The organism is Bradyrhizobium betae, assembly GCF_004123905.1.
GTDB lineage: Bacteria > Pseudomonadota > Alphaproteobacteria > Rhizobiales > Xanthobacteraceae > Bradyrhizobium > Bradyrhizobium betae_A.
This window is the reverse complement of sequence record NZ_MZXW01000016.1, coordinates 13,745-34,631: the sequence shown is the minus strand read 5'-3', so window position 1 is coordinate 34,631 and position 20,887 is coordinate 13,745. Positions and strand designations below refer to the sequence as shown.

Sequence of the window (20,887 nt, the reverse complement as noted above, 5' to 3'; positions counted from 1 at the left end):
GTCTGCCTGGCTCTAATTGCCGCCAACGAAAATCAAGCAAAAGAGGAAACGAATGGATCGCCGCAAATTCATGGGCGGATGTCTCGGGCTGCCGCTGCTGGCGCAGGCGGGCGAGGTGCAAGCGCAGGCCGGGCTGAGCAAGTTCATCTTCCCGTTCGCGGCAGGAGCGGGCGGCGACGCGCTGTGCAGGCTGATCGCGCAGGAGATGGCGCCGGTGCTGCAACGGACCATCGTGGTCGAGAACCGCACCGGCGGCGATGGCCTGATCGGCATCAAGGCGGTCAAGGGCGCGAGCCCCGACGGCAGCATGGTGCTGGTGACGACGGGCCCGACCATGTATCTGCTGCCGATGGTGGAGACGGCGCCGAGCTTCGACACGGCCAAGGATTTCATGCCGGTGTCGCTGCTCGCGCGATTCGAGTTCGCCGTCGTGATCGGCCCGGGGATCGAGGCCGCCGATTTCAAGGGATTCGTCGCCTGGTTGAAGGCGCATCCCGACAAAACGTCGTTCGGCGTGCCGAGCAACGGCACCATTCCGCACTTCATGGGCTCCAAGCTCGAGAAGGATCTTGGCATCCCTCTCACCCGCGTGCCCTATCGCGGCAGCGCGCCGATCCTCAACGACATCATCGGTGGCCACATTTCTTTCGGGATCACCACGCTGGCCGATGCGCTGCCGCAGCACCGTGCCAAGGGCGTGAAGATCATCGCGGTGTCGAGTGCGGAGCGTTCGCCGTTCGCGCCCGACGTTCCGACGTTGAAGGAGAGCGGCATTGATCTCGTTGCGGACGCCTGGTACGGCATGTGGCTTCCAGCCGGCAGCCCGCCGGAGTTTGCGAGCAAGCTCGGTGCCGCCGCGAGTGCCGCGCTCGCCAAGCCCGAGGTGAAGGGGAAGCTCACCGCGATCGGGCTGATCCCGGTTGGCAGCAATGCGGATGGACTGACGAAAGAACTCGCCGCCAACACGGCGTTCTGGCAGCCGATCGTCAAGGCGACGGGATACAAGATCGAGAATTGAGGTCTTCTCCCTCTCCCAGCAAGCGGGGGAGAGGCGAAGAGCGGCTTACATCTTCGCGCGCTGTGCGATGCCGTCCTTGATCGACGCGAGTTCTGCTTCATCCCAGATGCCGATCAAAACCCCGCCCTTCACCTGGAGCTGGTTGTCGGCGTAGTTCGCGATCTTCTCGTGCGGCGTGGTGATGTGATCGTTCGGATGCAGTGCCCAGTCGAACAGCTCGGCCTGCAACCGCGCGATGATGCCGGCGCACTCGGGATCGTCGCCGCGATCCAGAAATTCTTCCGGATCGGTTTCGAGGTCATACAGCATCGGGCGGAAGCCGGAGGCGTGAATGTATTTCCAGCGGCCGTCGAACACCATGAACAGGCGGCAGCGCTCGATCGGTTGGTTCAGTTTCAGCCGCACGTCCTGCATGGCGTAGTCGTATTCTGAGAACGCCACCTTGCGCCAATCCGGCGGCGTCGGCCCGCGCAGCAGCGGTAGCAGCGAGCGCCCTTCGAGGATGTGGCCCGGCACCTTGCCGCCGAAATAGTCGACGAAGGTCGGCGCGAGATCGATACCTTCCACCAGCGCCTCGCTGCGCGTGCCGCGCGTCGGGTCGGCTTCCTTCGATGGATCGATGATGATCAGCGGAATCTTCGCGGATTGTTCGTGGAATAGGTCCTTCTCGCCCATCCAGTGGTCACCGAGATAATCGCCGTGGTCGGAGGTGAACACGATCATCGTGCTCTCGAGCAGGCCGCGCGCCTCCAGGAATTTCATCAGCACGCCCATCTGGTCGTCGATCTGGGTGATCAGGCCCATATAGGTCGGGATCACCTTCTCGCGGGCATCGTCGCGCGCCATGTTGCGGGAGTAGCGCATGTCCATGTAGGCGCCGAACACCGGATGCGGGTTTTGCCGCTCACGGTCGGAGCGGATCACCGGGATCATGTCGTCGGTCGAATACCTGCTCGCGTAGGGCTCGGGCGCGATGTAGGGCCAATGCGGCTTGATGTAGGACAGATGCAGACACCACGGCCGGCCGTCTGTCTCGGCTTCGCTGATGAAATCCATCGCCCGCCGCGTCATGTAGGGCGTCTCCGAATGTTCATCCGGCACGCGCGCGGCCTTGTCGGCGTGCACCAGCAGCCAGCCGTTCTGCAAGGAGCCGTCTTCCGCCGCGCCTGAGTTGGCCCAATGCTCCCACGGATTGGTGGCTTCAAAACCCTGCTGGCGCAGATACTCATCGTATTTCGGGCGCGGCCGTCCGGTCGGATGCAGGCCGTCGTCGCGCTCATACGGTTCAAAACCGCATTCGGCGACATGCACGCCGATCATCGATTCCGGCGGGATGCCGAGCGCCTTCATGCCTTCGATATCAGGGGCCATGTGGGTCTTGCCGACCAGCACATTGCGTACGCCGATCTTCTTGAGATGATCGCCGAGCGTGGGCTCGCCGACACGCAGCGGCCAGCCGTTCCAGTGCGAGCCGTGCGAGCGCATGTAGCGCCCGGTGTAGAACGACATCCGCGATGGGCCGCAGATCGGGGATTGCACGTAAGCTTTCGAGAACAGCACGCCACGCTTGGCCATGGCGTCGATGTTCGGCGTCTTCAGTGTGGGATGGCCGGTGCAGCCGAGATAGTCATAGCGAAGCTGGTCGCACATGATCCAGAGAACGTTCTTCGCGCGCGCCATGCGTCATCCCTGCCGTTTCTTGATTGTTCGATGCTGCGCTATTGCGGTCGCGATGGCAACCTGTTGCCGTATACTCCGCTGTCGTCCCCGCGAACGCGGGGACCCATAACCACAGGGCGTGATTTGGCGAGGACTCCTCGTGTGGGACTACAAGCATCCGCAATCGATAGATCACGCGGTATGGGTCCCCGCGTTCGCGGGGACGACGGCTGAGAGAGATCAAACCGACCAAGGCTCAGCTTCGGCCGCACTCTTCGCCTTGGTGGACACGGGGGCCTCGCCAATCACCTCGACAAGCGCGCGCAACGCTTCCTTGACGCCATCACCGGTGACGCCCGAAAGCAGCAGCGGCGTCTTCTTGGCGGCGCGCTTCAGCCGGTCCTTCTGCTTCTTCAACTCGTCCGGCTCGACTGCGTCGATCTTGTTCAGTGCGACGATCTCGATCTTGTCGGTGAGCAGCCCGCCATAGGCATCGAGCTCCGCTCGCACCGTCTTGTAGGCCTTGCCGGCATGCTCGCAGGTTGCGTCGACGAGGTGCAGCAGCACGCGGCAACGCTCGACATGAGCGAGGAAACGGTCGCCGAGGCCCACGCCTTCATGCGCGCCCTCGATGAGACCCGGAATGTCGGCCAGCACGAATTCGCGGCCGTCGGCATTCACGACGCCGAGCTGTGGATGCAGCGTGGTGAAGGGATAGTCGGCGATCTTGGGCCGTGCTGCGCTGACCTTGGAGAGGAAGGTTGATTTACCCGCATTGGGCAGGCCGACGAGACCGGCGTCCGCGATCAGCTTCAGCCGCAGCCAGATCCAGCGCTCCTCGCCGGTCTGGCCGGGATTGGCGTTGCGCGGCGCGCGGTTGGTCGAGGTCTTGAAATGGGCGTTGCCGAAGCCGCCATTGCCGCCTTCGGCGAGAACGAACTTTTCGCCGACATTGGTGAAATCGTGGATCATCGTCTCGCGATCTTCGTCGAAGATCTGCGTGCCCAAGGGGACCTTCAGCACGATGTTCTTGCCGTTGGCGCCGTGGCGGTCCGAGCCCGAGCCGTTCTCGCCCTTCTGGGCCTTGAAGTGCTGCTGGTAGCGGTAGTCGATCAGCGTGTTGAGGCCGTCGGCGACCTCGATGATCACGTTGCCGCCGCGGCCGCCATTGCCGCCGGAGGGACCGCCGAATTCAATGAATTTTTCGCGGCGGAACGCCACGCAGCCGTTTCCGCCGTCACCGGAGCGGATATAGACCTTTGCTTCGTCAAGGAATTTCATGGGCCATAGGTAGGCCAGCCGGGCACGCCCGGCAACCCGGACTTATCCCTGAATCGGCCGAAATTCCGCGATTTTGGGGTCGTGATTAACCAGTCGGCCGGCGCCGGATCAGGAATTTCTGCGTGCCCTCCAGCACCAGCTCCTTGCGCTGGTTGAACACGGTGCTCTTCAGCGTGACCGCACCCGTCGTGCGGCCCGGCACCAGCTCGGTCACCTCGAGCGCGGGATAGATCGTGTCGTCGGCGAACACGGGCTTGAGGAACCGGCTGGACTGCTCAAGGAAGCCGACCAGGGAGTCCTCGACCATGAACGGAAACAGCCCCGCGCCTGGCGCGGTGTGGATCAGGGTCTGGAAACCGTGGGCGAGCAGATGCGGCATGCCGCGGCTGCGGCAATATTCGACATCGTAGTGCACGGGATGGGTATCGCCGCTTGCGGTCTGGAACGCCGCGAACACCGCATTGGTCTGGGTCCGGCTTGGCAGCACGAAGCGCTCGCTGACCACGAAATCCTCAAACCAGCGTTGCGCGGGGATCATGCGATGCTGGGTCGGATCGAAGTCGGTCATGTCCATGCTCTCTGTTCGTGGGCGGCCTATCGCTACCGCGACGCGAAGAGTGCGACAATCCGTTCAATTCGGCTTGCGCGCGCTTGTCGCGGCCGCCTGCGCCATTAAAACGACCGCAAGCGACTCTAGTCGCTGGTTTCCGACGCTCCCTCCGCTCGTCATTGCGAGCGAAGCGAAGCAATCCAGTCTGTCTCTGCGGAAGCAGACTGGATTGCTTCGTCGCAAGCGCTCCTCGCAATGACGAGTCCACGAACTCACACGCGTATCAATGCCCTTCTTCAAGAACCTCTCCGCCTATGACGACCGATCGGCGCGGCTGGCCGGCATCGGGCTCATGGTGCTGTCGATCTTCATGTTCTCGTTCGGCGACGCCATGGGCAAGTTCCTGGTCGGGACCTATTCGGTGGGGCAGCTGCTGTTCCTGCGCGCCTGCGCGGCGCTGCTTCTGCTGCTGCCGATCATCTGGCGGCATCGGCAGGATTTCGTTCACATGGAGCGGCCGTGGTTGCAGCTCGTCCGCGTCACGCTGTCGACGCTGGAGGTCGCGGCCTTCTTCATCGCGACGGTCTATCTGCCGCTTGCCGACGTCATCACCTATTATCTCGCCGGTCCCATCTTCGTCACCGCGATGTCGGCGGTCTTTTTGCGCGAGAAGGTCGGCTGGCGGCGCTGGACCGCGATCCTGATCGGTTTCTGCGGCGTCGTGATTGCGCTGCGGCCGTCGGCGCAGACCGTCAGCCTGCCGGCGCTGATCGCGCTCGGCGGCAGCCTGTCGTTCGCAACCCTGATGCTGATCACCCGCAGCTTGCGCAAGACGCCCGACATCGTGATGGCGTCCTCGCAATTCGTCGGCACGTTCCTGCTCGGTGCGGTGCTGTCGGCATTTCACTGGGTGCCGCCGACCCCGGGCAGCCTCGTGATCTTCGCGCTGGCGGGGGTCATTTCGGTGACCGCGCTGTTCTGCGTCAACCGCTCGCTCAAGCTTGCGCCGGCGAGCGTGGTCGTGCCGTATCAATATTCGATGATCGTCTGGGCTGTGATCTTCGGCTTCGTCGTGTTCGGCGACGTGCCGTCAATCGCGACCATCGTCGGCGCCGCCATCATCGTCGGCGCCGGGTTCTATATTTACTTGCGCGAGCGCGATCTCGGCCGCGCCAGCGCAGAGGTGAATCCGCCGGCTTAGCTCCATTCGCGCTGTCGTCCCGGACAAGCGAAGCGCAGATCCGGGACCCATGCCCACAGGCAGATGTTTTGCGAGGACTCGGAGTGGGAGCTTTGCGCCACACTCCTCCCTGTGGTTATGGGTCCCTGCGTTCGCAGGGACGACGGCGGAGAATGATGCCGCTACCTCATCCTTCGCGCACTGCTCCAGTTCTTCAGCGACGACCACACCCCGCGCGAGAGGCGGAAGCAGTCGACCGGCGTGGACGACCCCAGCGCCAAAAATCGATGCAACTGCACGCCGCTCCACTGGAAGCCGCACTTCTCCAGCACGTTGCGCGACGACGGATTGGTGACGCGCGCGCCCGCATAGAGATGGTCGTCCTCGAACTCCTCGAAGAAGAAGTCGATCGCACCGCGCGCGGCCTCGGTGGCATAGCCCCGGCCCCAATGCTCGACGCCGAGCCAGTAGCCGAGCTCGGCATTGCCAGGCGTGGAGTTGTCGATGCCGACCATGCCGACCGGCCCGCTGTCATGCTCGATCAGGAACACGGTCTCGCTGCCGAGCGCGGAGGTGGCGCGGATGAATGCGACGGCGTCGTCCTGCGAATAGGGATGGGGGAGGCGGCGGGTGTTTTCCGCGACACGGCGGTCGTTGGCGAGGTGGGCAATGGTCCTGACGTCGGCGAGGGTCGGCCGCCGCAAGGTCAGCCGCTCGGTGGCGACGACGCTGGGTCTCGCCTCCTGCAAGGTCACGCTCGAGAAATCCTGCAACATGTCGGGCTCCGTCGAAGTCACTAAGTGAAAAGTGAGCACGTCAAACGAAAGGGGAGGCCGGTTTCCCGCCTCCCCTGGAGCCTTCGATCTCTATGATCTGGACTCCGCCGGTTCGGTAGGACCCGGCGGACTCCAAATTTGGTCCACCGTCTATTCAGCCGCCTCTGCGAGCGGGAGCACCGATACGAAGGTGCGACCGTTGGCTTTGGCCTGGAACGTGACGCGACCCTCGACCTTGGCGAACAGAGTGTGGTCCGTACCCATGCCGACATTAAGGCCCGGGTGCCAGGTGGTGCCGCGCTGACGCGCAATGATGTTGCCGGGAATGACGACTTCCCCGCCGAACGCCTTGATACCGAGGCGCTTACCCTTGGAATCGCGACCGTTGCGCGATGAACCGCCTGCTTTTTTGTGAGCCATGGCTCGTCTCCGAAATCCTGCGTATTTCTAGGTCAATTCCTTGACGGAATCATTTCAAAATCTCTCACGCATCAATTCGTGAATGCGCGTGATCGATTTCAGGCGGCGTCGGCTTCCTTGTCGGCTTCCTTCGCGACCTTCTCCCGCTTCGGACGCGGGCCCTTGGTGGGCTTGGCGCCGTCGGTCAGGATCTCGGAGATGCGGAGGACCGTGATCTCGTCGCGATAGCCGCGCTTGCGGCGCGAGTTCTTGCGGCGGCGCTTCTTGAACGCGATGACCTTGGGTCCGCGCTTGTGGTCGAGCACCTCGACCGCAACGGAGGCGCCGGCCACCGTCGGAATGCCCAAGACCGGCGTGTCGCCGCCGACCACCAGAACTTCATTCAGCTGGATGATCGAGCCGACTTCGCCTTCGATCTTGCCTACTTCGAGAACATCATCCGGCACGACGCGGTATTGCTTGCCGCCGGTTTTGATGACTGCGAACATCGTTTTTTCTCCGTGTTCAAATCCCGGCCTCGCGACGGATACGTCCGGGCCGGCTTTTTGTCAGTCGCTATGGGTTTATTGCGAGTTTTGTGCGGGCGGGAGTTATCCCTTTGAAAACCCACGCAAAAACAAGCGGCGCGAGAAACGCCCCGCGCCGGGTGTGGGACTTATAGCCGCCAAGCGCGAAGAGTCAAGGAAAACCGCGGAAAAGGCCCGGATTTGAAGGATTTGAGGCCCTTCCACCGGACGGGCCGAATCTGCCGTCGGTTTGCAACTTCGGGGTTCCCGCGCCGTTGTCCCCGCGAGTTGACACGCGGGCAAGGGCTTCCCATGGCAACGGACGAACTGGTCAAGACGACGACGGGCATCGCCCATCATGGCGCCGAGCGGCTGCCGTCGGTGGACGTGGATAGCTTCAACATCGAGATCAAGGACGAGGACGGCTTTCTCGGCGACCGCGCCAGCAAGGGTGCGTTCCGCAACATTCTCGACCGCTGGCGCAAGCCGCTGCGCAAATCGGGCGAAGACCCCTTTGGCAAGGAGCCCTCGGAGAGCATCAGCAAGAAGACCCTGGATGCCATCCTGATCGGCGACGACACCGAAGCCTCGGCGGTGGTGCACAGCGCCATCGAGGAGTTCGCGCAGGAGCTCGCTTACGTCACGCGTCGTTTCCTGAAGACAAAAGCCTGGGCCAAGACCGAGCGCATCGTGGTCGGCGGCGGCTTTCGCAATTCGCGGCTCGGCGAGCTCGCGATCGCGCGCACCGAGATCATCCTGAAATCAGAGGACTTCAAGATCGACATGGTGCCGATCCGCCATCACCCCGATGAAGCCGGCCTGCTCGGCGCGCTGCATCTGGCGCCATCCTGGATTTTCGAGGCCTATGACAGCATCCTCGCCGTCGATATCGGCGGCACCAACATCCGCTGCGGCCTGGTGGAGACCGGCTGGAAGAAGGCAAAAGACCTGTCGAAGGCGAAGGTCGTCAAATCCGAGCTGTGGCGTCATGCCGACGACGAGCCGACGCGCGAAGGCGCGGTGAAGCGGCTCACAAAAATGCTGAAAGGGCTGATCACCGAGGCCGAGACCGAAGGCTTCAAGCTCGCCCCCTTCATCGGCATCGCCTGTCCCGGCGTAATCAACGCGGACGGCTCGATCGAGAAAGGCGCGCAGAACTTGCCGGGCAATTGGGAGAGCAGCAAGTTCAACCTGCCGGCGAGCCTGATCGAGGGCATCCCCGCGATCGGCGAGCACGACACCGCGATCGTGATGCACAATGACGGCGTGGTTCAGGGCCTCTCCGAGGTGCCGTTCATGCAGGACGTCGAGCGCTGGGGCGTGCTCACCATCGGCACCGGCCTCGGCAATGCGCGCTTCAGCAACCGCCGCAAGGAGAACGGGAAAGACCGTGATTTGACCGAGAACGGCAAGGAAACGAACAAGAAAAAGGCCAAGGCGGACAAGGAGTAACCTTGACTGGTTAGGTTAAGGGACGGATTGCGTTGCGGCGCCGGGGCCGCACGCTAGGGTCGAACCGTCGCCTCACCTGACCAGCGAAGCCGCCCTTCCTGGCCAGAGTTTCAATGAGCGGCACGGGACCGCCAGTGTTTACCGCGTCTGGCGGTCCCACCCCCTGCTTCCAGAGCATGATGATGAGACGGGACTAGCGCCCCAACAAAGGTGCGTTCCCTCCCCCCTTGCGGGGGAGGGTTAGGGAGAGGGGTAGCCCAGGAAGAGGTGACGGTTGTTGGATGGTATGGCGTGGTACGCGACGGAGAGAATCCCCGTGTGGCACCCCCCTCCCTGCCCCTCCCCCACGAGGGGGGAGGGAATAGAGAGAGCGCTGCTGTCGGCCAAACGCGATCGACTTCAACCCATCACGCTCCAGCTTCCCTGCCTTCAGCTCCAGCCAATCCGCTGAAAGAACGCCGCGATCTCCGCGGCCGCGCGATCGGGGTCTTCCCGATGCGGGAAGTGGCCGACGCCGGGAAACATCGCGAGATCGACGTTACTGAAGGTCTCGCTCAGCCGATCCGTCCACGCATAGGGAAACAGCGGATCGTGCTCGGCCCAGCGCACGCAGGTCGGCAGATCGATCGGCGCCAGCTGCAGCGCTTCGCCCTTCATCATCGCGATACGTCCGGCATGCGCGGCGCGATAATACGCAAAGCCGCCGGCGAGGTTGCCTTCCTCAAGGAAATTGTCGGCGAAGGCGTCGAGCACGTCATCGAAGGCGTTCTTGCGATGCGCCCAGCCCTTCAGGAAATGACTGAAATAGAGCCGGCAGCTCTCGCGGCTGGCGCCGACCAGCGCGGGCGCCATCTCCATCTGGTGGAAGGATTGATACCAGATGTGGTTGAGCCGATCAGGCGCCGCCATCCGCGGCCCGATGCCGGGATAGACGAAATCGAAGAAGAACAGCCCCGCGAGCCGCTTGGGCGCCCGCCGCGCCAAAGGCTGCATCACGGCGCCGCCGACATCGTGGCCGACCACCCCGAATCGGTCGATGCCCAGCCCCTCCATCAGCGCCAGCATGTCGGCGGCATGGCCGTCCGCCCCAAAAGGCCCGTCCGGCTTGTCGCTGTCGCCAAAGCCGCGCAGATCGGGCGCGATCAGCATGAACCGGTCGGCCAGACGCGCTATCACCGGCTCCCAGGTCAGCCAGAATTCCGGCCAACCATGCAGCAAAAGCAGCGGTTTGCCCCGCCCGGCACGGACCAGGTGGAAATCGGCGCCATTGGCCTTGAGGGTGAGATGCTCCACGGCAGTTCCTCCCGACAAAGCGTTTTCAAGCGAAGGGGACACCGGTTCGCGTCAAGAAAACGCGTTAAAACAAGAATCTGGCTGGTGCGGGGCTGAAAGAGGCAGCGGATTTTCCCCTTTCGCGCCTTGTCTGGCCCGCCATCCTCGCCTATTAACGCCCCCAACCACAGGGGCCCTGCTCCTACATATGGCGCCTTCAGGAGAGGTGGCAGAGTGGTTGAATGCACCGCACTCGAAATGCGGCATAGGTGCAAGCCTATCGGGGGTTCGAATCCCTCCCTCTCCGCCATATCGCATTTCAGATCAGTGTTTTAAATGCCTGATAGCGGGTCGACCCCCGGTTAGACCCCCATGCCTGCAAGGCCGTGGACAGTGGCAGGACGGCGAGCGAAGGAGCGCCACCGTGCCCTAATCCACCTGTGTATGGACATGGCGCCAGAGCGGCTCATCTTTTATGGTGGTCCACCAACCGGGGGCAGGAAGCGTGTTTGAACAGACCTTTAAGAACATTGACGACGTCTTGTGGAAGGAGGCCGGCTGCGCCACCGAACTCGACTATACAGAGCAAACGTCGTGGATTTTGTTTCTCAAGTACCTGGATGATCTCGAGCGGGCGAATGAGCAAAAGGCCGAGCTTCAGAGCAAGAAATACACGTACATCATTGACAAGAAGTACCGCTGGTCGGCGTGGGCCGCACCAAAGAAGCGCGACGGGACTTTCGATCACGACAAGGCGCTGACCGGCGATGACCTCATCGACTTCGTCAATCGCGATCTGTTTCCGTACCTGCAGAACTTCAGGACCCGTGCCGAAGGTTCCAACACCGTCGAATACAAAGTTGGCGAAATTTTTGGCGAGATAAAGAACCGCTTTCAAAGCGGCTACTCGCTGCGTGATGCGCTCGAACTGATGGATGGTCTGAGCTTCCGCTCCCAAGACCAGAAGCACGAGCTGTCGCATATCTATGAAGCCAAGCTCAAGAATATGGGCAATGCGGGCAGGAACGGCGGCGAATATTACACGCCGCGCCCGCTCATCCGCGCAATGATAAAGGTGGCGCGACCGGAAATCGGCCAGCGTATCTATGACGGCGCGTGCGGTTCCGCGGGCTTCCTGTGCGAGGCCTATGACTACCTGCGTGCCAAGCCCGACCTGTCGACCAAGGACTTGAAAACGCTTCAGGAGAAAACATTCTTCGGCAAAGAGAAGAAGAGCCTCGCCTACGTCATCGCGATCATGAACATGATCCTGCACGGTATCGAGGCGCCGAATGTTCTCCACACCAACACCCTCGCCGAGAATATCAACGACATCCAGGAAAAGGACCGCTTCGATATCGTGCTGGCCAATCCGCCCTTCGGAGGCAAAGAGCGCCCGGAGGTCCAACAAAATTTCCCGATCAAGACCGGCGAAACAGCGTTCCTGTTCCTTCAGCATTTCATCAAGTCGCTAAAGGCCGGCGGTCGCGCCGCCATCGTCATCAAGAACACTTTCCTGTCGAATAGCGACAACGCCTCGGTTGCTCTTCGCAAGGAGCTGCTGGAAGGCTGCAATCTGCACACCATACTCGATATGCCGGGCGGCACGTTTCAGGGCGCAGGCGTGAAGACCGTTGTGCTGTTCTTTGAAAAAGGTGCGCCCACTCGCAAGGTCTGGTTTTACAAGCTCGATCCCGGCCGCAACCTTGGTAAGACCAATCCACTCAACGACGAGGACCTGAAGGAATTCGTCGCGTTGCAGGCGAAGTTCAAGGACAGCGAGAATTCGTGGACGGTCGATGCGAAGAGCATCGACACGACGACCTTTGACCTCTCGGTGAAAAATCCCAACAAGGCTGACGAAGACGAGTTGCGCGATCCGAAGGACATCATCGCAGAGATGGTGGCGCTGGATGCGGAAAGTGCGGAAATCCTCGCGAGCATCGGGAGGATGCTTTGAGATACGAATGGAAATCGAAACCTCTCGGAGATGTGACGAGCTTCCTGAATGGCTTGTGGAAAGGTGAAAAGCCTCCGTTTGTCACCGTAGGTGTCATTCGAAATACGAATTTTGCCAAGGACGGCTCAATCGACGATTCGGACATCGCTTGGCTAGATGTTGAGGCGAAGAAATTCGAAAAGCGCAAACTTAAATTTGGCGACATCATCTTAGAGAAGTCCGGCGGCGGCCCCAAGCAACCGGTAGGAAGGGTTGCCCTCTTTGAGAAAGAAGAGGGTGATTACTCGTTCAGCAATTTTACTTCTGCGATTCGGGTGGACGACCCGCAGGAACTGGATTTTCGATTTCTGCATAAATTTCTCTTTTGGAAGTACGCATCTGGCGTCACGGAGTCGATGCAAAGCCATTCGACCGGAATCAGGAACCTGAATGCGGACGCATACAAGGAGATTGCCGTCCCGCTTCCTCCGCTCGCTGAGCAACAACGCATCGTCGCCATTCTAGACGAGGCGCTTGCGGGGCTGGCGACGGCGGCCGCCAACGCCGAGAAAAATCTCAAGAATGCACGCGAGTTATTCGAAGTGGTTCTTTACGCTGCATTGAAGGGTGAAGTCGCCTCTGATGACAGCGTGCAGCCTGAGCCCTCAGGGAACCCAACGGAGGAGCGATGTGCGATCAAACGTATGGAAATCCCTTTCGCGATTCCGGCCAACTGGCGATGGTGTCGTTTCGGTTCTGTTGTTAAATTCCTGAATGGTGATCGGGGAAAGAACTATCCAAATAAACATGAGTACGTTCCGGTTGGGATGCCGTGGATAAATACTGGACACATCGAGGAAGACGGGAACCTTGATACTCAGTCGATGAATTTCATCACGAGAAAGAAGTTTGACTCCCTAAACGGAGGAAAGATTCAGCTAGGCGACCTCGTCTATTGTTTAAGGGGCGCGACCATCGGCAAAACGGCATTCGTTGAGCCCTATTCCGAAGGTGCCGTAGCCTCTTCGTTGATGATAGTCAGGCCGGGCCCTGCGATTGACCGTAGATATGCATACTATTTTTTGGTCAGTCGACTGGGCCGTCAATTGATAAAGCGTTTTGACAATGGAGCGGCCCAACCAAACTTGGCTGGCGCAAGCGTCGCAAAGTACGTGACTCCATTACCTCCATTGGAGATTCAGAAGGCTATAGTTCAAGCGCTCGATGCGTTGGTTGAGAGGCGAAAGTCTCTTGAAGCGATCTACTACAAGAGGCTTGAGGCTGTTAAAGACCTCAAGAAATCCATCCTGCAGAATGCCTTCTCCGGTGCACTGACCTCGTCGCCGTCTCACGCGGCCAAAGAGGCCGCCGAGTGAACGAGGCAGAAACCCGCGCTGAACTGATCGACCCAGCGCTGCGGTCGGTGGGATGGGGCGTCGTCGCCGATAGTCGAATGCGTCTGGAAGTGATCTGCCCGGGCCGCATCGAAGGCGCCGGGTATCGGGGCAAGAGTGACGTTGCCGACTACGTGCTCACCTTCCGCAATCACAAACTGGCAGTGATTGAGGCCAAGGCGCGCGACAAGCCCGACACCGAAGGTGTGGCGCAAGCCAAGGCGTATGCCAAGAAGCTGCAGGCACGCTTCGCCTATTCGACAAATGGACGGCGCATCTACCAGATCGACATGCAGACTGGTGCGGAGGGATATGTTGATACATATCCGACGCCGGACGAACTGTGGGCGAAGACCTTTGCCGCACCAAACGAATGGCGCGACCGCTTTTCTTCCGTTCCATTTCCCGACAAGAGCGGTAGCTGGTCGATCCGTTATTATCAGCAGAACGCGGTAGAAAATGCCCTTGAGGCGGTTGCGGCAGGTCGCAAGCGCATTCTTCTGACCCTCGCCACCGGCACCGGCAAGACGTCGATAGCTTTTCAAATTTCTTGGCTACTGTTTCAAACGCGTTGGAACCTCGGTGGCGAACCCACGCGGCGACCGCGCATACTGTTTCTGGCCGACCGCAACAATCTGGCCAATCAGGCCTATAACGATTTTACCTCGTTCGCAGCGTTCGAGGAAAAGGCGATGCTCCGGATTAAACCGGACGAGATTGCGAAGAAAGGTAGTGTACCCAAGAACGCCAGCATCTTTTTCACGATTTTCCAGACCTTCATGAGCGGCACCGGCGTTGACGGGCAGCCTGCTCCGTATTTTGGTGCGTATCCCAAGGACTTTTTCGATTTAGTTATCATCGACGAATGCCATCGCGGCGGCGCAAACGACGAAAGTAACTGGCGCGACATTCTCGACTATTTTGAACCGGCGGTTCAACTTGGCCTCACCGCAACACCGAAACGGCGCGACAACGTAGACACTTACGCCTATTTCGGCGAACCGGTTTACGTGTATTCGCTCAAGGAGGGTATCAACGACGGGTTCCTCACTCCGTTCAAAGTGAAGCAGATCGCCACCACGCTCGACGAATACATCTATGTGCCGGACGACAAGATCATCGAAGGGTTGGCCGAAGAAGGGAGACGATACCGGGAGCCGGAGTTCAACCGCACCATCGAGATTGAAGAGCGTGAGCGCTACCGCATCAAGCTGTTCATGGACCAGATCGACCAACGCGAGAAGACGTTGGTGTTCTGCGCAACTCAGGCCCACGCCCTGATGGTGCGCGACATCATCAACCAGTTGAAGACAAACACTGATCCGAATTACTGCGTGCGGGTCGCGGCCGACGATGGTGAACGTGGCGAGCAATGGCTGCGCACGTTTCAGGACAACGACAAGACGATCCCGACCATCCTGACGAGTTCGCAAAAGCTCTCGACTGGGGTCGATGCCCGCAACGTGCGCAACATCGTTCTGATGCGTCCGATAGGCACCATGATCGAGTTCAAGCAGATCATCGGGCGCGGCACGCGGCTATTTGATGGCAAGGATTACTTCACAATCTATGATTTTGTGAAAGCGTACGAGCATTTCAGCGATCCCGAATGGGATGGCGAACCGCTTGATCCAGTCGAACCCAAGCCAAAGAAGCCCGCAGGGGACGATGCCGATCCCGAACCGAAAGGCGAGGGAGAGGATGATCCAACAGAACGACCAAAGAAGATCAAAATAAAGCTGGCGGACGGCAAAGAGCGCACTATCCAAAACATGATAGCAACCAGCTATTGGAGCCCCGACGGCAAACCGATCTCGGGTGCCCAAATGGTGGAAAGGCTGTTTGGAGAAATTCCACGCTTCTTCAAGGATGAAGACGAACTGCGGCAAATTTGGAGCAAGCCGGATACGCGCAAGGCTTTACTTGATGGGATGACCGAGAAGGGCTTTGGCCGCGCACAGCTAGCTGAAATTAGCCGCCTCATCAACGCGGAGAACAGCGACGTATACGACGTGCTGGCCTATATCGCATTTTCACTTGCTCCGATTGCGCGTTCCGAGAGAGTTGAAGCGAGGCGCGGCGAAATTTTCTCTCACTATGAAAGTAAGCTCCAGGCGTTTCTCGATTTCGTCCTCGGACAGTACGTAAAACAGGGTGTAGATGAACTCGATCAGGAAAAACTCGCGTCGTTGCTCCAGTTGAAGTATCACACCGTAGACGATGCGCTCGCGCAATTGGGTAGCGCTGCCGCGATACGCGATGCCTTCGTGGGATTTCAGCAATACCTTTACACTGATCGAAAGTAACTTCTCGATCATTCAGCCCAGCCGGGTTTAGCGGCAGGTTTCGGCCGCACCAGCGGCCGATGTGCAGCCCGCCCTGCACCGGCTTTGAAGGTCGGTGACAGCGCACAAAATTGTGCTGCACGCCCGACAGACCATAAGCGCGCCTGAACTAGGTAGCGTGTCATACACCAGCTGGAAGCGTGCCCCGGCGCGCGGACGGCCCGATCAGGCGGGAATTAACGCATTTCGGAATTCTGGCATAATGCCACTGTTTTGCCCGACGTGTCAAACGACGAGCGACATCGTCCGAAATTCACCGCGACTGCGATCGCCGCTTATCGCTGCCGACCGCCAAAGGGCGTCTGGAAGCCGGGCAGCAGCGTCGGCAAACGCGCGCTCCAGCACCGATGCGGCCCAACGATCACTCCGTGCGTATTGCCCCACGTAAGTCATTGATTTTGTAGTCGCCGTCTACTGTGCATGGGGTTGTTTTCGAATTTTGCGTTGTCGAGGCCCCGCCCACTCGTCACACCACCCCCACCGGCTTCTCCAAATCCGTCCATATCCTCGCAAAATAATCCTGGAACGCCGCATCCGTCCGCAAGCCCGCCGGGTCGCGCCCCGCCCGCGGCAGCTCGATCACATGCCACGCCCGCACCGCCGCAGGCCTCGCGCTCAGCACCAGCACGCGGTCGGCCATGGCGATGGCTTCGCCGATGTCGTGGGTGACGAGGATGGCGCTCTTGCCGCGTTCGGCGATGATGCGGGAGACGTCGGCCTGCATCAAGAGGCGGGTCTGGAAGTCGAGCGCAGAGAACGGCTCGTCGAGCAGGATCACCTCGGGGTCGAAGGCGAGCGTGCGCATGATGGCGACGCGCTGGCGCATGCCGCCGGAGAGCGCCGCGGGTTTGGCGTGCTCGAAGCCGGCGAGGCCGTAAGTCCGGACCAGCTCCAGCGCGATCTCGCGGGCACGCGGCTTCGGTACTTTCCGGATCTCCAGCCCGAGCATGACGTTGTCGAGCACGCTGCGCCACGGCAGCAGCAGATCCTTTTGCAGCATGTAGCCGACATGGCCGGCGGCATCGTCGACGCGGCGCCCCGCCACCTCGACATGGCCGCGGGTCGGCCGCGGCAGGCCGGCAATGGCGTTGAACAGCGTGGACTTGCCGCAGCCGGAGGGGCCGACGATCGCCAGCGTCTCGCCGCGGCGTAGCTCGAAATCCACCTTGCGGATCGCCTCGACCGGGTGGCCTGCGCCATCGAAGGTGACGCCGACATTTTCCGCACGCAGCACGATCGGCGCGGCATCGGTGATGTTATGCGCGAGCGCGTTCATCGGTCCACCGCCTTGCAAAAGTCGAGCAGCGTGTCGTTGAAGATTTTTGGCGTGACCACGCTGAAGGCGTGCGCGCCCCAGTCGACCTCGTGCACGCGGGCGCCGGGAATGACGCTAGCGAGCTCGCGGCTGAGATAGGCCGGCACCAGCGCGTCGTCCTTTGCCGAGGACAGCAGCGTCGGTACGTTGATCTCGCGGAGGCGCCGGCCGCCCTCGAACGCCAGGAACATGTCGATCCGCTGGTTCATCGTCGCGACCGAAGGGAAGTACTTCAGGATCTTCTCTTCCTCGGCGTCGAGATGCGCGATGTTCTCCGAAATCCATTGCGGTGGATAGAGGAACAGCGGCTGCGCCCGCACATAGGCCTGCGGACCGGACTGGTTGAGCAGCGCCTTGCGGATCTCGAAGCAGCGCCGCAGGAACGGATCGGCGCGGCCCCAGCCGTTGACCACCGTGAGGCTGCGCAGACGCCTGGGATGACGCAGCGCGAGCTCGATGCCGACGATGCCGCCGATGGCGTGGCCGACCACATGGGCGGCATCGACGTTCGCATGGTCGAGCACGCTCGTGATGTCGTCGGCCATGCCGGCGATGCTGCGGCTGCCGGCGGCGCTGCGGCCCGTGCCGACGTGGTCGTAGAGAATGACCTGGTGGCGCGCGGCAAGCGCCTCGAGCTGCAGCGCCCAGAACGAACCGCTGCCGCCCATGCCGGCCGAGAGCAGAACCGGCGTGCCGTGCCCGTGAACTTCGTAATAGATCTCGGCATCCTTGCCGCGTGCAAAAGCCATGACGTCCCAGCGATTGGAGTGATGTGGTTTCGGATCAGGAGAGCAGGCGCCGCTCGATCAGATCGATCGCGCCATACATCAGCAGCGCCACCACCATCAGCGTCGCAATACCCACCCAGACCGCGTTGAGGTCGTAGAGCACGCCGGCGTAGTAGATCATGTAGCCGAGGCCCTCCTTGGAGGCGATGTACTCGCCGACGACGGCGCCGATCAGGGCGAAGCCGACATTGAGGCGGAAGGCCGCGACGATCCACGGCATCGCGCCGGGCACGATCACTGTGCGCCAGGTTTTTATGCGGGAGGCGCCGAGCGAGCGCAGCAGCTTGACGAGATCGGCGTCGACCTCCTTCGCGCCTTGCAGCGCGGTGATGACAGCGACGATGAAGGTGATGATCGCGGCGATCGCGATCTTCGAAGACAGGCCGATGCCGAACCAGACGATGATCAGCGGCGCCAGCGCGATTTTTGGCAGGCCGTTGAGCGCAATCAGATAAGGCCGCAGCACGGCGGCGCCGGTCGGGACCAGCCACAGCGACAATCCGGCCGCGCTGCCGAGCACCGTTCCGATCAGGAAGCCGGCGATCGCTTCCCACGCCGTCAGCGCTGCGTCGCGCAACAGTTCGCCGCTGCCGATCAGCTTGGCTCCCTTGGCGATGATGCCGCTCGGCTGGCCATAGAGATAGATCGCGATCAGGCCGAACCGGATCGCGAGCTCCCACGCGGCGAGCAGCGCCACCAGCAACGCGATCTGGAGCAGCGCGATGCGCAACGCGGACGGCAGCCTGAATCGCGCGCCCGTCACTGCGGCCTGGCCAGCGTCGAGCACGGCCATTTCACGGCCTCTTGTGCGCGATCGAGGCGATCTCGACGAGGCAGGCCGGCTTCACCAGGCCGCACTGGATGCAGTAGCGCGCCGGCTTCTCGCCCGGAAAATACTCGGCATAGACCTTGTTGACCGCGGCGTAGTTGGCCCAGTCGGTGATGAAGATCGAGTTGAAGGTGACGTCGGCAAGGCTCGAGCCTGCCGTCTCCAGCACGCGCTTGATGGTCTCGAGGATGTGGCGAGTCTGACCGGCCGCGTCGCCCTCATGGACGACGTCGTTGTTGGCATCGAAGGCCAGCGTGCCCGACACGTAAATCACGTTGTCGGCCATCATGCCCGGCGAGAACGGGGCGATGGGGGCGTGGGTGCCCGGCGGAATGACGGCGCGGTCGGTCATGGCGTGTCCTCTTTTGCTAGAACGGCTTCGGTCTGGGCAAAGGCGCGGCGGAAGTCGCTCGCACTGGAGACCCAGCCGAAGAATGTCTCGATGTTGAAGACCGAGGCCTTCTGGATGTAGTCGGGGCCGGCCTGATGCGTCGCGTCCTCCAGCATCACGCCGAAATATTCGAGGTGAAAGCCGTCGCGCAGCGTCGACTCCACGCAGACATTGGTGGCGATGCCGCAGAACACGAGGTTGCGGATGCCGCGGGCGCGCAAGATGCTGTCGAACTGGCTGTTGAAGAAACCGCTGTAGCGCGTCTTCGGCACCACGATGTCACCGGGCTTCGGCTGGAGATCGTCGACCAGCGCATAGTCCCAGCCGCCCTTGGCGAGCAGCTTGCCTTGCAGCTCGGGCCGCTTGCGCATCGTCTTCAGCGCGTTCGACTTGTGCCAGTTCGGCGAGCCTGGCCCGCCGGCCTCGACATAGTCAGCGTCCCAGCCGTTCTGGAAGAAAATCACGGGAACGCCGGCGCCGCGCGCAACGCTCAGCACGTCCTGAATCGCCGTGATCGCGGCCTTGGCGCCGGAGATGTCGAAGCCGGCGAGATCGAGATAGCCGCTCGGCGAGGCGTAGGCGTTCTGCATGTCGACGACGACCACAGCGGTCTCGTCGACGGCGAGACGGAGCGGCTCAGGCCGCGCCGGCAGCGTGACGTAACGCGGCTCGCGCGCGGGAGAGGTATTCACTGTCATGACGCGAGACCAAACTGCTTGGTGGCCTGCTCGGCAAAGCGATTGTCGACCATCTGCGCATAGGGGAGGGCGGATTGCACTGCGCCGCCGCCCTGTTCGAGCTGCATCGCGCGGTCCCATTCGTCGGCCGAGATGGTGGGGTTGCGCGGGATCGCGGTCCTGGACCCGAAGAAGTTCTTGGTCGCGCTGGCGACGACCGACGGCGTGACCTTCGGGAAATACTTTTCGGCGACTTCGGTGAAGACGGAATTGTTCTCGTGCATCAGCTTCTGCGCTTCCGCGATGGCGTTACAAAAACCCTGCACCGCGGCCGGGTTGCTCGAGATGGTCTCTTCCGTCGCCATCGCCGTGGTGAAGCAGAGCGACCCCAGCGCGTCCGCAAAGGACAGCACGGGAACGAGGCCGAACTGCTCGGCGGCGATGCTGACGTCCCATTCGAAGGCGGTGGCGATATCGGCGCGGCCATCCTTCACTGCGGCGGCCTGCGCGCCCGGCGGCAATTCGAGGAAGGTGACGCCGGCCTCCTTCGGATCGAACTTGCCGATGGTCTTGATCGCGTAGGTCGGCACTTGAATGGTCGAGGACGGGAACTTCAACGTGGCAATGGTCTTGCCGCGGAGATCCTCGATCGTCCTGATCTTGCTGTCGGGCTTGGCGATGCCCCACATCGACACGCCGCCGACGATCTTTGCGAGGTTCTTGATCTTGCCGCCCTCGCGGACCGCGTTGACCGACATGCCCGGGCTGGTCACTCCGATCTGGCCGCGGCCGGAGAGCAGGATCGGGACTGGCAGCGCGATGCCGCCGGCGGTGGAGAGGTCGGCATCCAGGCCGTGCTTGGCGAACAGCCCCTTGTCCGCGGCGACATAGAGCGAGTTGTACATGCCGAGCCGCAGCGCCTCGGCGATCGCCAGCTTGGTGCCGGCGGCGAAGCCCGGGGTGCTGAGGCCGGCCAGCGGTGCGGTCGCCGCACCGAGCAGCGAATATTTCATGAGGTCGCGTCTGTTGATCACGTCCCAGTCCTTTGCTTAGAGAACAATGAGTTAGCTCGTCGTCTGCCTAATTGGTGGTCAT

At 61.5% G+C, this 20,887-nt stretch carries 19 protein-coding genes and 1 tRNA gene; 7 read left to right on the top strand and 13 right to left on the bottom strand.

Going from position 1 to position 20,887, the window contains the following annotated elements; translation table 11 throughout:
- The first annotated feature begins 52 nt into the window (after window positions 1-52).
- Window positions 53-1,018 carry a Bug family tripartite tricarboxylate transporter substrate binding protein gene (locus B5V03_RS10295; RefSeq protein ID WP_129269781.1) on the top strand — a complete coding sequence of 322 codons (966 nt, stop codon included), beginning with the start codon at window positions 53-55 and terminating at the stop codon, window positions 1,016-1,018.
- A 45-nt stretch (window positions 1,019-1,063) separates the two neighbouring features.
- Here the strand turns inward: B5V03_RS10295 and B5V03_RS10290 are convergent, their stop codons facing one another.
- From B5V03_RS10290 to B5V03_RS10280, 3 genes are all read right to left on the bottom strand, one after another.
- Window positions 1,064-2,698, bottom strand: a complete 1,635-nt coding sequence (locus B5V03_RS10290; RefSeq protein ID WP_129269779.1) for an alkaline phosphatase family protein — start codon at window positions 2,696-2,698, stop codon at window positions 1,064-1,066.
- A gap of 219 nt (window positions 2,699-2,917) precedes the next feature.
- Window positions 2,918-3,958: a GTPase ObgE gene (gene obgE, locus B5V03_RS10285; RefSeq protein ID WP_129269777.1), complete on the bottom strand. Its 1,041-nt coding sequence runs from the start codon at window positions 3,956-3,958 to the stop codon at window positions 2,918-2,920.
- A gap of 85 nt (window positions 3,959-4,043) precedes the next feature.
- Entirely contained in the window at window positions 4,044-4,526 is a 483-nt protein-coding gene (locus B5V03_RS10280) for a MaoC family dehydratase (protein ID WP_129269775.1), read from the bottom strand.
- A gap of 268 nt (window positions 4,527-4,794) precedes the next feature.
- Between B5V03_RS10280 and B5V03_RS10275 the strand changes: the two genes are divergently transcribed.
- The gene (locus tag B5V03_RS10275; RefSeq protein WP_129269773.1) at window positions 4,795-5,709 is read left to right on the top strand and encodes a DMT family transporter; all 915 of its coding nucleotides are present in this window, start codon (window positions 4,795-4,797) and stop codon (window positions 5,707-5,709) included.
- Window positions 5,710-5,870: 161 nt separating this feature from the next.
- Here the strand turns inward: B5V03_RS10275 and B5V03_RS10270 are convergent, their stop codons facing one another.
- The 3 genes from B5V03_RS10270 to rplU form a co-directional block, all read right to left on the bottom strand.
- Window positions 5,871-6,464 carry a GNAT family N-acetyltransferase gene (locus B5V03_RS10270; RefSeq protein WP_164987920.1) on the bottom strand — a complete coding sequence of 198 codons (594 nt, stop codon included), beginning with the start codon at window positions 6,462-6,464 and terminating at the stop codon, window positions 5,871-5,873.
- Window positions 6,465-6,614: 150 nt separating this feature from the next.
- On the bottom strand, window positions 6,615-6,884 hold the full coding sequence (gene rpmA / locus B5V03_RS10265; RefSeq protein ID WP_045004325.1) for a 50S ribosomal protein L27: 270 nt from the start codon (window positions 6,882-6,884) through the stop codon (window positions 6,615-6,617).
- 98 nt (window positions 6,885-6,982) lie between these two features.
- Window positions 6,983-7,372 (bottom strand): 50S ribosomal protein L21, encoded by a 390-nt coding sequence (gene rplU, locus B5V03_RS10260; protein ID WP_129269769.1) that lies wholly within the window; start codon window positions 7,370-7,372, stop codon window positions 6,983-6,985.
- A 330-nt stretch (window positions 7,373-7,702) separates the two neighbouring features.
- On the opposite strand from rplU, the gene B5V03_RS10255 reads away from it, so the two are divergent.
- Complete coding sequence (locus B5V03_RS10255; protein ID WP_129269767.1) at window positions 7,703-8,842, top strand: ROK family protein; 1,140 nt, start codon at window positions 7,703-7,705, stop codon at window positions 8,840-8,842.
- A 429-nt stretch (window positions 8,843-9,271) separates the two neighbouring features.
- Here B5V03_RS10255 and B5V03_RS10250 read toward each other — a convergent pair whose 3' ends face one another.
- Window positions 9,272-10,135, bottom strand: coding sequence for an alpha/beta fold hydrolase (locus B5V03_RS10250; protein ID WP_129269765.1), 864 nt, complete (start codon window positions 10,133-10,135; stop codon window positions 9,272-9,274).
- A gap of 199 nt (window positions 10,136-10,334) precedes the next feature.
- On the opposite strand from B5V03_RS10250, the gene B5V03_RS10245 reads away from it, so the two are divergent.
- The 4 genes from B5V03_RS10245 to hsdR all read left to right on the top strand — a co-directional run bounded on the left by B5V03_RS10245 (window position 10,335) and on the right by hsdR (window position 15,753).
- Window positions 10,335-10,424 (top strand) — tRNA-Ser (locus tag B5V03_RS10245).
- A gap of 195 nt (window positions 10,425-10,619) precedes the next feature.
- Window positions 10,620-12,074 (top strand): N-6 DNA methylase, encoded by a 1,455-nt coding sequence (locus B5V03_RS10240; RefSeq protein WP_129269764.1) that lies wholly within the window; start codon window positions 10,620-10,622, stop codon window positions 12,072-12,074.
- Window positions 12,071-13,429: a restriction endonuclease subunit S gene (locus B5V03_RS42020; RefSeq protein WP_206736138.1), complete on the top strand. Its 1,359-nt coding sequence runs from the start codon at window positions 12,071-12,073 to the stop codon at window positions 13,427-13,429. Before B5V03_RS10240 ends, B5V03_RS42020 begins: the two co-directional genes overlap by 4 nt.
- Window positions 13,426-15,753 carry an EcoAI/FtnUII family type I restriction enzme subunit R gene (hsdR, locus tag B5V03_RS10225; protein ID WP_129269763.1) on the top strand — a complete coding sequence of 776 codons (2,328 nt, stop codon included), beginning with the start codon at window positions 13,426-13,428 and terminating at the stop codon, window positions 15,751-15,753. Before B5V03_RS42020 ends, hsdR begins: the two co-directional genes overlap by 4 nt.
- Before the next feature lie 505 nt (window positions 15,754-16,258).
- On the opposite strand, the gene B5V03_RS10220 is transcribed toward hsdR, so the two are convergent.
- The 6 genes from B5V03_RS10220 to B5V03_RS10195 are packed head-to-tail and all read right to left on the bottom strand — an operon-like array spanning window position 16,259 to window position 20,826.
- Entirely contained in the window at window positions 16,259-17,068 is an 810-nt protein-coding gene (locus B5V03_RS10220; RefSeq protein WP_129269761.1) for an ABC transporter ATP-binding protein, read from the bottom strand.
- Window positions 17,065-17,856: a pyrimidine utilization protein D gene (rutD, locus tag B5V03_RS10215; protein WP_129269759.1), complete on the bottom strand. Its 792-nt coding sequence runs from the start codon at window positions 17,854-17,856 to the stop codon at window positions 17,065-17,067. Before rutD ends, B5V03_RS10220 begins: the two co-directional genes overlap by 4 nt.
- 34 nt (window positions 17,857-17,890) lie before the next feature.
- Complete coding sequence (locus B5V03_RS10210) at window positions 17,891-18,688, bottom strand: ABC transporter permease (protein ID WP_129269757.1); 798 nt, start codon at window positions 18,686-18,688, stop codon at window positions 17,891-17,893.
- A 1-nt stretch (window position 18,689) separates the two neighbouring features.
- Window positions 18,690-19,076, bottom strand: coding sequence for a pyrimidine utilization protein C (rutC, locus tag B5V03_RS10205; protein WP_129269755.1), 387 nt, complete (start codon window positions 19,074-19,076; stop codon window positions 18,690-18,692).
- Entirely contained in the window at window positions 19,073-19,813 is a 741-nt protein-coding gene (gene rutB, locus B5V03_RS10200) for a pyrimidine utilization protein B (protein ID WP_129269753.1), read from the bottom strand. Before rutB ends, rutC begins: the two co-directional genes overlap by 4 nt.
- Window positions 19,810-20,826 carry an ABC transporter substrate-binding protein gene (locus tag B5V03_RS10195; RefSeq protein WP_129269751.1) on the bottom strand — a complete coding sequence of 339 codons (1,017 nt, stop codon included), beginning with the start codon at window positions 20,824-20,826 and terminating at the stop codon, window positions 19,810-19,812. The genes rutB and B5V03_RS10195 overlap by 4 nt, the downstream gene beginning before the upstream one ends.
- Between the last annotated feature and the right edge of the window lie 61 nt (window positions 20,827-20,887).

Bases quoted from the DNA above. Each gene is read 5' to 3' on its own strand.
- B5V03_RS10295 (WP_129269781.1), top strand. From the start codon at position 53: ATGGATCGCCGCAAATTCATGGGCGGATGTCTCGGGCTGCCGCTGCTG.
- B5V03_RS10290 (WP_129269779.1), bottom strand. From the start codon at position 2,698: ATGGCGCGCGCGAAGAACGTTCTCTGGATCATGTGCGACCAGCTTCGC.
- obgE (WP_129269777.1), bottom strand. From the start codon at position 3,958: ATGAAATTCCTTGACGAAGCAAAGGTCTATATCCGCTCCGGTGACGGC.
- B5V03_RS10280 (WP_129269775.1), bottom strand. From the start codon at position 4,526: ATGACCGACTTCGATCCGACCCAGCATCGCATGATCCCCGCGCAACGC.
- B5V03_RS10275 (WP_129269773.1), top strand. From the start codon at position 4,795: ATGCCCTTCTTCAAGAACCTCTCCGCCTATGACGACCGATCGGCGCGG.
- B5V03_RS10270 (WP_164987920.1), bottom strand. From the start codon at position 6,464: ATGTTGCAGGATTTCTCGAGCGTGACCTTGCAGGAGGCGAGACCCAGC.
- rpmA (WP_045004325.1), bottom strand. From the start codon at position 6,884: ATGGCTCACAAAAAAGCAGGCGGTTCATCGCGCAACGGTCGCGATTCC.
- rplU (WP_129269769.1), bottom strand. From the start codon at position 7,372: ATGTTCGCAGTCATCAAAACCGGCGGCAAGCAATACCGCGTCGTGCCG.
- B5V03_RS10255 (WP_129269767.1), top strand. From the start codon at position 7,703: ATGGCAACGGACGAACTGGTCAAGACGACGACGGGCATCGCCCATCAT.
- B5V03_RS10220 (WP_129269761.1), bottom strand. From the start codon at position 17,068: ATGAACGCGCTCGCGCATAACATCACCGATGCCGCGCCGATCGTGCTG.
- rutD (WP_129269759.1), bottom strand. From the start codon at position 17,856: ATGGCTTTTGCACGCGGCAAGGATGCCGAGATCTATTACGAAGTTCAC.
- B5V03_RS10210 (WP_129269757.1), bottom strand. From the start codon at position 18,688: ATGGCCGTGCTCGACGCTGGCCAGGCCGCAGTGACGGGCGCGCGATTC.
- rutC (WP_129269755.1), bottom strand. From the start codon at position 19,076: ATGACCGACCGCGCCGTCATTCCGCCGGGCACCCACGCCCCCATCGCC.
- rutB (WP_129269753.1), bottom strand. From the start codon at position 19,813: ATGACAGTGAATACCTCTCCCGCGCGCGAGCCGCGTTACGTCACGCTG.